Raw genomic sequence first — 10,855 nt, 5'->3', positions numbered from 1 at the left:
CAGGGATATTTGCAATTTCGTCCTTCACGATCACTACAAAATCCGGCTTACTTTCAAGGATAAATGAAACAATCTCTCCTGGGTCAGCCAATTGAATATGCCGACCTTGCGCATAGTATGCCACGCGGGAATCTGTAGAGAGTATGGAAGTCGTTTTGAATTACCGTGAGAAGTATTATGGAATAAATGCAAAGGATGAAAAGAATCTACTTTCAAATTATCTTTTACAAAACAACGGCACAGCGATTAAAAACAAACTTACAGAATATAAGAACTGGTGGAATTTGAATAAGGACAAGGCAATAAGTCTGTGATCCACGAAGGGACACGAAGGGGCACGAAGGAATAGGACACGGATGAACACAGAAACGGCGGGTTTTAAAAAACATGAAAAAGAATTTTAAAAAATATGGGATGGAACAATGAAAAGAAATATTAAATTTAAGATTCTGCGCATATCAGTGTTAATCTGTGTCCTGCTTATAATGAATCTATATGTTTATGCAGAACCTCTTGATTCCATTCAGATTTTAAAAATCTCCCCTCAGGACGAGAGGGCGGTTGTGAAGACGCCGGATGGGAAAGTACAAATTGTAAGGACAGGTGACCTGTTACGGGTTGCGAGTTCCCCCGTTAAAAAATACAGGGCAGGCGAGTTAAAGGTAGTCGAGATTACTAAGGGAAGAGTTGTGTTTGAAGAGAAAACGGATAAAGGGATTGAGACGGTAATTATAAGGGTTGAAGATGGGAAGCAGAGGGTGGAGAGGATTAAGAAGACGGTGGATAAACAGCAACAGCTTTATGCACCGATCCACTGAGGACACTAAAAAATAGGACACGGATGATCACGGGAAAGGCAGATTTAAAAATAAAAAGAAAGGCTTTAAGAAGATTATGAGAAAAAACAAAAAGAATAATTTTTTAATAAACCTTTTATCTGTGCTTATCTGTGTGTATCTGTGTCCTATTTTACTTTCTGTGTCCTTTGCCCAGGAATTCACTGCCAAAACCCTCGGAAATTATGGAAATGTGACGGTTATAGAGGTAACAGGGAATTATGATGCAAAGAATCCTGATGGCACAATTAACTCAGTGCCGAGAGAGACGATAGCAAAGGAGTTCTTCAATATCCATAAGGATGAATATGACTTTCTTGTTATCTTCTCTAACTTTGACTTTCAGATGCCAGAAACAGAGGTAAAGGCATTTTATCTTGGTGTTAAGAATGATGCGCAGGGTATAGGAATGCCTCTTTTTGATAATTCTAATCTCTTTGGTAGCAATGGAAAGCTTCAAGGAATCATAGATATGGGGAATATTTCAACCCTCGTTGTAGATCCCCTTGACCCGAAATTAGAGGAGACCCTTTCCATCCTTGCCCATGAAAAGATGCACAGGTGGGGTGCCCATGTAAGGTTTAAGGATTCGTTAGGAAATATCAGTTCAGCCCTCCTCGGAAAGGATAGTGATCACTGGAGCTTCCTGCTTAATTCATACGGATCTGTGCTTTATGGAAACAAGTGGCAGGACAATGGTAATGGCACATTCACATCAATAGCTGCCCAGAAATACTACAGCCCCCTTGATTTATATCTCATGGGATTTAATGACAGATCTCAGGTGCCACCGATGCTCCTTATAGAAAAAAAGGCTGCCAAGTAAAAAATGCATACCGCGTTTGAGGCCGTTCCTAAAAGGGGCTCTTTAAAGAACCATTAATTATAGTCGCCTATCAGTGTTCCTATAGGCATACTAAATTATTGGGTGCTGGCTTGCAGTGTCTTTCCCATGACTCCTCATTCGTTCCTATCCATATCTTGAAGGATTTTCTAATGAACCACAACATTTTGTGTTTAAAAGATTTTTTAAAATTTTTTTCTTGACAACCATCAATATGCTGGTGGTAGAATGTGCCAGAAAGTGGAGGATAATTTGCCTGAGTTTTCTGGTAAATATTATTACACCTTGGATCCAAAAGGGCGAATCATTGTCCCTGCTCCTTTTAGAGAGATTCTTTCTTCAAATTATAGCCCAAGACTAATTTTTGTCAATGATGCCTTTGACAGATGTCTGCGTGCTTACCCGATTGATGAATGGAACAGTCATATGGAGAAGGTAAAAAAATTACCGCAGAGTTTAGAGGAAGTCAAATTCTACATGCGCAGGGTTGTTGCATCGGCAGTTGAATGCGAGATAGATAAGCAGGGCAGGACACTTATCCCTTCTTCCCTGAGGGAAGATGCTGGATTGAACGGTGATGTTGTCCTGGCAGGACAGATTGACAGAATAGAGGTCTGGGACAGGAAGGAATGGGATGGGGTTGCAGACCCGTCAAAGATAGACAGGAAAACATATGCAGAACGCCTTGCAAGTCTCGGGTTATAAATGGTGGCATTACATGTACCTGTTATGCTGGAGGAAGTTTTGGAGGCATTGAATCTTAAAGACCATGGAGTATATGTGGACGGGACCCTCGGCACTGCCGGACATGCAGAGGCACTGTTGAAGAGGGTTCCAAAAAGCACACTTATTGGTTTTGATATTGATGAGGAGGCGCTAAAAATAGCAAGAGAGAGATTAAAGGACTACAGGGTGCATCTCCTCAGAGAAAATTTTTCAAATATAAAGGCAGCGGTTGCCGAACTTGGCTATAAGGAAGTAAACGGCATCATTTTTGACCTGGGACTCTCCATGCTCCAGTTACAGTCCCCTGGACGTGGTTTCAGTTTCTTGAAAGACGAACCCCTGGACATGAGAATGGACATAAAGCAGGAACTCACAGCCATGAAAATAGTGAATACTTATTCTGAGTCTGAGCTTTCAAAAATTCTGTGGCAGTATGGTGAGGAGAGGTTCTCCAGAAAAATAGCGAGGGCTATTGTCAATATCCGCAGGACGATGCCGATAAGGACATGCAGAGATCTGGCCTCGATAATTGAGAGGGTTATAAAAAGAAGGGGAAGGATTCACCCGGCTACAAGGAGTTTCCAGGCCTTGAGGATTGCGGTTAACAGAGAACTTGAGGCATTGACCGAGGGAATAGATGAAGGGACGCAAATCCTTTCGAGGGGTGGCAGATTTTGCATTATATCTTATCATTCTCTCGAAGACAGAATTGTCAAAAACTCTTATAAGAAACTGGCATCACAGGGGCTTCTCAGTATTGTGACTAAAAAACCAATAGTGCCAGGCAGAGAAGAAGTTATAAGGAATCCATCGGCAAGGAGTGCAAAACTCAGGGTGGCAGAGAGGTTGTAGATGAGAAAAAGGACGAAGAAGAGCGCAGGAAGGTTTCTTTTTAAATCTTGTTTTGTCCTGTGCCTTCTATGCGGAGTTTTCGCTCTCGTATGGTTAAGAGCTGCAGTTACAAATCTTGAATATGAACTCGGGCAGCTCGAAAGAGAAAAGGTAGAGAGTATAAGGTACGGAAAAGCAATAACAGCAGAGCGGGCAAAACTCTGTTCTGTAAAGAGAGTTGAAGAAGTAGCGTTAAAAAAACTTGGCATGACCCTTCCTGAGAGGGAAAAAGTATTTCTTGTAAAACGCAGCCGTGATGTGGTGCCTTATGCCGTAGCAATGAAAAGAAATCCAGACAGGTTAAATAAATGAATGACAGACCTGGTCGCACCGACAAAAGGGCAACCATATTGGTCACAATAATAATTTTTGGGTTCTCAATAATATTTTTCAGATTGATGGCCCTTATGATTTTTGAACATAAAACCCTCGCTCAGAAAGCACGAATGCAGTATCTGAGGGTAGAGGCACTGAAGCCTAAAAGGGGCGCTATATACGATAGGAAGATGAGAGAGATGGCAGTGAATATTGACACGAACTCTCTTTATGGAGTGCCATCACAGGTGGTGAATACAAAAAATCTCTCTAAGAGTCTTTCACCTATTATAAATGTTGGTTCGAGGCAGATTGAGACCAAACTTTCATCAGATAAAAACTTTGTATGGCTTGCAAGAAAACTCGATGATAAGACAGCGGCAAGGATAAGGGTTTTGAAACTTGAAGGGGTTGGTTTTTTAACAGAGGCAAAACGTTATTACCCGAAAGCTATACTGGCCTCCCATGTTATTGGCTTTGCTGACATTGATAATCAGGGGCTTGAGGGCGTGGAGCTCAAATATGATAGTTATATAAAAGGGATAGGTGGAAAAGCCTTCCACGGCAGGGATGCCCGTGGCAATAGTCTTTCTGATGGCATTACAAATGATATTCCTGGTGCAAGCATAGTCCTGACAATAGATGAAGGCCTTCAATATATAACAGAGAGAGAGCTGGAAAAGGCCATGGCAAAATGGCAGGCAAAGGCAGCAACGGCAATAATGATGGACCCCATGACAGGTGAGATGCTTGCTATGGCCAACAGGCCTGCTTATGACCCTAATTTTTCGAGCCGGGCTTCTCCTCCGGCAAGGCGCAACAGGGCTATTACAGACATATATGAGCCCGGCTCGACTTTTAAAGCTGTTCTGGCTGCAGGCGCGCTGGAGGAAGCAGTGGTATCTATGGGTGATAAATTTGATTGTTCCAAAGGCTTTATAGAAATTAACAGAAGAATAATCCGTGACGTCCATAAACATGAGGTATTGACCTTCAGCGAAGTAATACAAAAATCATCCAATGTCGGAACTATACAGTTAAGCCTGAGGATGGGTAAGGATAAATTTTATAAATACATTAAGGCTTTTGGTTTTGGGGAGAAGACAGATATAGACCTCATAGGAGAAGTGAGCGGCATTTTAAGGAAGCCTGAAAATTGGTCCGGGACATCGATTGCTTCAATTGCAATAGGGCAGGAAATCGGCGTTACTCCGCTACAGATCCTCGGGGCCTACGCAGCTATTGCCAATGGCGGCAATTTGATGAAGCCCTACATCGTCTCTGAGATAATTGATTCTTCTGGTGATACATTGAAAACTTTTTCGCCAAAAATCGAAAGGCGGGTTATATCTGAGGCAACTGCAAGAAAAATGGTAAATGTGTTAAAGACAGTGGTTGAAGAAGGAGGGACTGCAGGACAGGCCGCCATTAAAGGAAATTTTGTAGCAGGGAAAACAGGCACAGCCCAGATAGTTGAGCCTGAAACAGGGAAATATTCAAAGACTAAATATATAAGCTCTTTTGTTGGGTTTGTGCCTGCTGACAATCCGAAGATTGCCTTAATTGTGGTCATCCATGAACCAAAAGGTGCCATATATGGTGGAACTGTAGCTGCCCCTGTATTTAAAAATATAGTTGACCAGGCCCTTGCCTATCTCAATGTTCCTCTGGAAAAAGAAGACAGCAATACTCTACTTGTCAGAAGATGACCATTGGTGAACTTTGTAAGGGGCTGAAGATAGAAAGATGTTATGGCTCATTTGATAGAGAAATAAAAGGGATTGCATATGATTCAAGACTTGTAAAAGAGGGTTTCTTATTTGTGGCTATTAAGGGGTTTTTAACTGATGGCCATAAATATATCAAAGACGCTTTAAAGAGGGGGGCGGTAGCAGTGGTTGTAGAGCAGGAAGTTGATCTTCATTCGGAGATGACTTTTCTCAAGGTTGCCGATACGCGCGAAGCCCTGGCTCTCCTTTCATCTGCCTTTTATAATTATCCATCTCAAAAATTGTCTCTTGTTGGAGTTACCGGAACTAACGGTAAGACCACCACAACCTATATAACAAAAAGTATTCTCAATTCATGGGATAAAAAGGTTGGCCTTTTAGGAACGATTCAGTATATAATAGCAGACAAAGTTATTGCAGCGCCTCATACGACTCCAGAATCCCTTGACCTACAGGGGTATCTAAGGGATATGGTGGAAAATGGGGTTGAGTATGTTGTGCTTGAGGTATCCTCCCACTCTCTGGCCCTTAAGCGGGTAGAGGGTTGCAGTTTCAAGGTTGCTGTATTCACAAACTTTACTCAAGACCACCTGGATTTCCACGGCACAATGGACAATTATCTTAAAGCCAAAAAGAAACTATTTGGCTACCTCACGCATGATGGGAGCGCTGTGCTGAACTGGGACGACCCAGCAGTAAGAAGTATTGCAGAGGAGCTTCGGTGCAGGGTTATAACCTATGGTTTTGGTGATGGTGCGATGCTTAAAGTTAGAGATGTTAAGAGTAATATGAGCGGGCTTTCCTTTAAGGTTCAAACTCCAGACGCAGAGTTTTCTGTAACTTCTCCCCTTGTGGGGCGCAACAATGTATATAACATCCTCGCTGCTGTTGGTTCGGCCTATTCACTTGGAGTAGGAGAAGAGGCCATAGTAAATGGCGTGAGAAAAGTTGAACCTGTCCCTGGACGTTTTGAAAGGGTTGACCTCGGGCAGGGTTTTCTTGCTGTGGTTGATTATGCCCATACCGAGGATGCCCTGAGGAGATTGATTGAGGAGGCAAGGAATATAACGAGAGGTAAAGTTATTACGGTCTTTGGCTGCGGAGGTGACAGAGACAGGGGCAAGAGGCCAAAGATGGGTTCTGTAGCGTCACAGTTGAGTGATTTTGTAATTGTTACCTCTGACAACCCGAGGACCGAAGACCCGGAGAAAATAATAAGCGATGTAGCTGCTGGTATAACAAAGAACAATTATGCAGCGCTGCCTGACAGGGCAGAGGCTATCAGGGCAGCAGTAGAGAGGGCCAGGGATGGGGATACTGTCCTCCTTGCAGGAAAGGGCCATGAGGATTATCAGGAGATTAAAGGAATGCGCTATCCATTTAGCGATAGAGAAGTTCTGAGAGAGACAATTTTAAAGACAGTGAACAGTGAACAGTGAACAGAAGACAGATATGGCATTGACCGTAGAAGAAATTATTAAAGCAACTGGTGGAAGGCTCCTTGCCGGTAACGGTGTTTTGTTTTCAGGGGTCTCGATTAATTCGAAAACCATACTGAAGGATGAGATATTCTTTGCATTGAGGGGGCGGAGATTCGATGGCCATGACTTTCTTGATGAGGCCCTCGCAAAAGGCGCGGGGGCAGTTGTGAATTTTCCACCCATGAAACCGCCGAAAGGGAAGGTTGTTATTTGTGTAGACAATACGCTGAAGGCCCTGCAGCAACTGTCACATTATAAAAGGACAATGCAGAAAGTCCCTGTTATTGCCATTACAGGGAGCAACGGTAAAACAACGACCAAGGAGATGACAGCAGCAGTTCTTTCAAAGCGGTTCAAGGTTCTTAAAAATGATGGCAATCTTAACAATCATATAGGTGTGCCCCTGAGTCTCCTTAAGCTCACGAATGAAGATGAGGTTATAGTCCTTGAGATGGGGATGAGTGCAAAAGGCGAAATAAGGAAGCTCTGTGAAATTGCTGTCCCAACTCACGGGGTTATTACAAATATAGGTTTTGCCCACCTCGAGACCCTTAAAGACATCAGGGCTGTGAGGGATGCAAAACTTGAAATCCTCAGTGGACTTGACGTGGCTATTGTTAATGCTGATGACTCCTTTCTTATGGAAGGCGTAGCCCCTTTTAAAGGCAGGGTTATTACCTTTGCAGTGGACAACAATGCTGATGTGAAGGCCGATGATATCTTTAAAACTGAAAAGGGAAGTAACTTCACATTGCATTTTAACGATGGGTCGTTGCGACCAGGCAGGAAAATAAAGATAGCATTGGGTGTCCATGGCGTGTTTAACATCTATAACGCCCTGGCTGCCTCAGCAGTGGGCCTTTCTCTGGGCATTTCCTTAGATGAGATAAAAGAGGCCATTGAAGGCTATGCAGGTTTCCCTATGAGATTCGAGATTATGAGATGCGGGGAAATAACAATAATAAACGATGCATACAATGCAAACCCATCATCCATGCGTGAGGCACTGAGAGAACTTGTAAACTTAAGAGGCACTGGCGGAGAAAGGCTTATTGCAGCCCTCGGAGATATGCTTGAGTTAGGTGCAATTGCAGGGGAGGCCCACAGGGCTCTGGCAGGGCTGCTATCCGAGCTCGGTATTGATGTATTTATAGCTGTCGGGGAGATGATGGGCATTGCTGCACTGGAGGCTAAAGGCATGGAGGTTCACAGGTTTAAGGATGCAGATGAGGCCAGGCAAAACATCTCTAACATCATCAGGCAGGGAGACATAATACTCGTTAAGGGTTCAAGGGCAATGGGCATGGAGAGAGTCATGGAGGGCATAATTTCCAACTCATCTGATCCGCTGAGGCAGCTATGTTAGGTGACCTTTTTTATAATCTGCACGATATTTTTTCTCCCTTTAATGTATTCAAATACATTACCTTCAGGACTGCCCTCGCAGTGATTACCGCCCTCTTTCTCAGTTTTGTGCTTACCCCATTGATGATAGACAGACTCAGGCGGTTAAGCCTTACCCAGTATATAAGGGAAGACGGGCCAAAGGCTCACCATGAAAAGGCAGGGACTCCGACCATGGGTGGTGTGTTAATTCTCATGTCGATAATAATAACTGTTCTGATGTGGGGCGACCTGCAAAATAAATACATATGGATAATGCTTTTTGCCATGGTCGGGTTTGGTCTTATTGGTTTTGCTGACGATTATCTTAAGATTATTGGACGGAATTCTAAAGGACTGAGGGCATGGTATAAATTCGGGGCGCAGATATTTCTTGCCCTTGCAATAGGGCTTTTGCTTTATTACGACCCGAAAGACCCGTACGGCTCGGTGCTCAGCATTCCATTTTTTAAGAAATGGCTCATAGATATAGGATGGTTTTACATCCCATTTTCAATTCTTGTAATTGTAGGCTCTTCAAATGCGGTAAACCTTACCGATGGAGTGGATGGCCTTGCCATAGGGCTTGTTGGAATAGCAACATTGGCCAATGGTGCTCTTGTATATATATCAGGGCATTCAGGTTTTGCCAAGTATCTACAGGTCCTCTACCTGCCCGGGACAGGAGAGCTTACGGTTTTCTGTGGCGCTATGTTTGGCGCCTCCCTGGGCTTTCTCTGGTACAACAGTTATCCTGCAGAGATATTTATGGGAGATGTGGGCTCTCTTGGCCTTGGTGGTGCCCTCGGGACCTTAGCTGTTCTAACAAAGCATGAAATAGTCCTTGCAATAGTTGGAGGGATCTTTGTCATTGAGGCCCTTTCAGTAATATTACAGGTGGCATCGTATAAGCTTACTGGCAAAAGGGTTTTCAAGATGGCTCCCATCCATCATCATTTTGAGCTGAAGGGATGGCCTGAGCCAAAAGTGATAGTCAGGTTCTGGATTGTAGGGATAGCACTTGCCCTGTTAAGTCTTACAACCCTTAAATTGAGGTGAGTATGAAAAAACAGTTCAAAGTTCAAAGCTTCGCCCTGAGGGTTTCGAAGGGTTCAAAGTTCAAAGTTGATGAAAGAAAAATTTTGTTTCTCATCGTCTTTTTTTTATTCACTATTCACTACCCATTGTTTACTGCATCTGCCGAGGCATCTGCCCTTACAGCACGGGGGGCTGTTGTAATGGAGGCTTCGACAGGCAGGTTATTGTTTGCCAAAAATCCTGACCTGAGGCTTGCCCCGGCAAGCACGGCAAAGATAATGACAGCGATTATTGTTGTTGAAAGGGCAGACCTCGATGAAAGTGTAACTATTAGCTCAAGGGCTACGTCCCAGTCAGGCTCAAGATTACATCTTAGAAGGGGTAATACAATCAGAATCGAGGACCTGCTTTACGCTTCACTTATGGAGTCAGCCAATGATGCCACAGTAGCACTTGCCGAAGCTGTTGCCGGTAGTGAGAGAGAGTTTGTAAAACTTATGAACCAGAAGGCCATTCAGATCGGCGCAGCCGACACCAGATACGTTAATGCTACAGGTCTTCCAGGGAAAGGCCAATATATAACTGCCTATGACCTATCAAGGATAATGCGTTATGCCATGAGGAATCCTGTTATAAAAGAAATCCTCTCGACAAAAGCCAGAGAGATAAACACTGACAGTGGTAGGAATATCTTTGTCAGAAATTCAAATAAACTCCTCTGGAGAGAAGACGATATGATTGGCGGGAAAACTGGTTTTACCAGGGCAGCAAGGCACTGCTTTGTTGGCGTGGCTGAAAAAGATGGTTCAGAGGTCATATCTGCTGTCCTGGGGAGTTCAAGCAGAAATAAGCTCTGGGCAGAGGCCAACGGACTTTTTGAAAGAGGATTCAGGGTTATAGACATGCAGGAGGAGCCGGCAGTGTATGTTGTGAAGACAGACTTTAAAGATAGAAAGCCTTTAGCCAGAAAAGCAAGGTCTAAAAAGATTAAAAAGAGGGCATCAAAGGGCACAACCACTAATGTTTATAAAAAAGCTGATAAGGGAGCAGGTCTTGTTTACAAAGGAATGGATAAAGGGAATCAAGGATAAGAGGGCTCTTGTTGTAGGTCTTGGCCGCAGCGGCCTGGGAGCAGCAAACCTTCTTGCCTCTTTTGGCGCAAAGGTTTCTGTAACAGAGAAGAAGGGTCTTGAAGATTTGAAGGAGTATATTGAAAGGCTTGACCCATCAGTTGTGGTTCATGCTGGCGGGCATACAGAGGAGTTATTCAGAATGGCTGATTTGATAGTTATAAGTCCAGGGGTACCACTTGATATAGAACCAATGAAAGTTGTCAGGAGAGGAGAAGTTCCAGTCATTGGAGAGCTTGAGCTTTCATTTAATACTGTAACAACACCTTTTATAGCTATAACTGGAACCAATGGAAAATCTACCGCAACCACCCTTATTGACATTATGTTAAGAAAGAGCGGTTTCAGGACGATATGCGGTGGAAATATAGGGAATGCATTAACGGAAGAGATATTAAAGATAGTGACAAGAGACAAGGGACAAGAGACCAATTCAGAGACAAGAGACAAGGGACAAGAGACAAGTAAATATAATAACTCG

General features: G+C 43.5%; 12 protein-coding genes. All 12 read left to right on the top strand.

Going from position 1 to position 10,855, the window contains the following annotated elements; genetic code table 11:
• The first annotated feature begins 143 nt into the window (after positions 1-143).
• Positions 144-314, top strand: coding sequence for a hypothetical protein (locus tag HZC12_09455; GenBank protein ID MBI5026928.1), 171 nt, complete (start codon positions 144-146; stop codon positions 312-314).
• A 108-nt stretch (positions 315-422) separates the two neighbouring features.
• Positions 423-818 carry a hypothetical protein gene (locus tag HZC12_09450; GenBank protein ID MBI5026927.1) on the top strand — a complete coding sequence of 132 codons (396 nt, stop codon included), beginning with the start codon at positions 423-425 and terminating at the stop codon, positions 816-818.
• A 76-nt stretch (positions 819-894) separates the two neighbouring features.
• The gene (locus HZC12_09445) at positions 895-1,662 is read left to right on the top strand and encodes a hypothetical protein (protein ID MBI5026926.1); all 768 of its coding nucleotides are present in this window, start codon (positions 895-897) and stop codon (positions 1,660-1,662) included.
• A 246-nt stretch (positions 1,663-1,908) separates the two neighbouring features.
• Positions 1,909-2,385 carry a division/cell wall cluster transcriptional repressor MraZ gene (gene mraZ / locus HZC12_09440; GenBank protein ID MBI5026925.1) on the top strand — a complete coding sequence of 159 codons (477 nt, stop codon included), beginning with the start codon at positions 1,909-1,911 and terminating at the stop codon, positions 2,383-2,385.
• The gene (gene rsmH / locus HZC12_09435; GenBank protein ID MBI5026924.1) at positions 2,386-3,258 is read left to right on the top strand and encodes a 16S rRNA (cytosine(1402)-N(4))-methyltransferase RsmH; all 873 of its coding nucleotides are present in this window, start codon (positions 2,386-2,388) and stop codon (positions 3,256-3,258) included.
• A complete protein-coding gene (locus tag HZC12_09430) occupies positions 3,259-3,609 on the top strand; it encodes a cell division protein FtsL (GenBank protein MBI5026923.1) in 351 nt (116 codons plus the stop codon).
• Positions 3,606-5,321: a penicillin-binding protein 2 gene (locus HZC12_09425; GenBank protein MBI5026922.1), complete on the top strand. Its 1,716-nt coding sequence runs from the start codon at positions 3,606-3,608 to the stop codon at positions 5,319-5,321. Before HZC12_09430 ends, HZC12_09425 begins: the two co-directional genes overlap by 4 nt.
• On the top strand, positions 5,318-6,781 hold the full coding sequence (locus HZC12_09420; protein MBI5026921.1) for a UDP-N-acetylmuramoyl-L-alanyl-D-glutamate--2,6-diaminopimelate ligase: 1,464 nt from the start codon (positions 5,318-5,320) through the stop codon (positions 6,779-6,781). The genes HZC12_09425 and HZC12_09420 overlap by 4 nt, the downstream gene beginning before the upstream one ends.
• A complete protein-coding gene (locus tag HZC12_09415; protein MBI5026920.1) occupies positions 6,771-8,189 on the top strand; it encodes a UDP-N-acetylmuramoyl-tripeptide--D-alanyl-D-alanine ligase in 1,419 nt (472 codons plus the stop codon). Before HZC12_09420 ends, HZC12_09415 begins: the two co-directional genes overlap by 11 nt.
• Positions 8,183-9,265, top strand: coding sequence for a phospho-N-acetylmuramoyl-pentapeptide-transferase (locus HZC12_09410; GenBank protein MBI5026919.1), 1,083 nt, complete (start codon positions 8,183-8,185; stop codon positions 9,263-9,265). Before HZC12_09415 ends, HZC12_09410 begins: the two co-directional genes overlap by 7 nt.
• A gap of 2 nt (positions 9,266-9,267) precedes the next feature.
• On the top strand, positions 9,268-10,335 hold the full coding sequence (locus HZC12_09405) for a D-alanyl-D-alanine carboxypeptidase (GenBank protein ID MBI5026918.1): 1,068 nt from the start codon (positions 9,268-9,270) through the stop codon (positions 10,333-10,335).
• Positions 10,298-10,855, top strand: a 558-nt coding sequence (locus HZC12_09400) for a hypothetical protein (protein MBI5026917.1), incomplete at its 3' end; no start/stop codon positions are given. The genes HZC12_09405 and HZC12_09400, both read left to right, overlap by 38 nt.

The organism is Nitrospirota bacterium (assembly GCA_016214385.1).
Lineage (GTDB): Bacteria > Nitrospirota > Thermodesulfovibrionia > UBA6902 > JACROP01 > JACROP01.
The sequence above is the reverse complement of the archived record's forward strand: the minus strand, read 5'-3'. Positions and strand labels throughout refer to the sequence as shown.

Excerpts from the sequence above, each read along its gene's own strand:
- HZC12_09410 (MBI5026919.1), top strand. The coding sequence starts at position 8,183 with ATGTTAGGTGACCTTTTTTATAATCTGCACGATATTTTTTCTCCCTTT.
- HZC12_09450 (MBI5026927.1), top strand. The coding sequence starts at position 423 with ATGAAAAGAAATATTAAATTTAAGATTCTGCGCATATCAGTGTTAATC.
- HZC12_09430 (MBI5026923.1), top strand. The coding sequence starts at position 3,259 with ATGAGAAAAAGGACGAAGAAGAGCGCAGGAAGGTTTCTTTTTAAATCT.
- HZC12_09405 (MBI5026918.1), top strand. The coding sequence starts at position 9,268 with ATGAAAAAACAGTTCAAAGTTCAAAGCTTCGCCCTGAGGGTTTCGAAG.
- HZC12_09455 (MBI5026928.1), top strand. The coding sequence starts at position 144 with ATGGAAGTCGTTTTGAATTACCGTGAGAAGTATTATGGAATAAATGCA.
- HZC12_09445 (MBI5026926.1), top strand. The coding sequence starts at position 895 with ATGAGAAAAAACAAAAAGAATAATTTTTTAATAAACCTTTTATCTGTG.
- rsmH (MBI5026924.1), top strand. The coding sequence starts at position 2,386 with ATGGTGGCATTACATGTACCTGTTATGCTGGAGGAAGTTTTGGAGGCA.
- HZC12_09420 (MBI5026921.1), top strand. The coding sequence starts at position 5,318 with ATGACCATTGGTGAACTTTGTAAGGGGCTGAAGATAGAAAGATGTTAT.
- HZC12_09425 (MBI5026922.1), top strand. The coding sequence starts at position 3,606 with ATGAATGACAGACCTGGTCGCACCGACAAAAGGGCAACCATATTGGTC.
- mraZ (MBI5026925.1), top strand. The coding sequence starts at position 1,909 with ATGTGCCAGAAAGTGGAGGATAATTTGCCTGAGTTTTCTGGTAAATAT.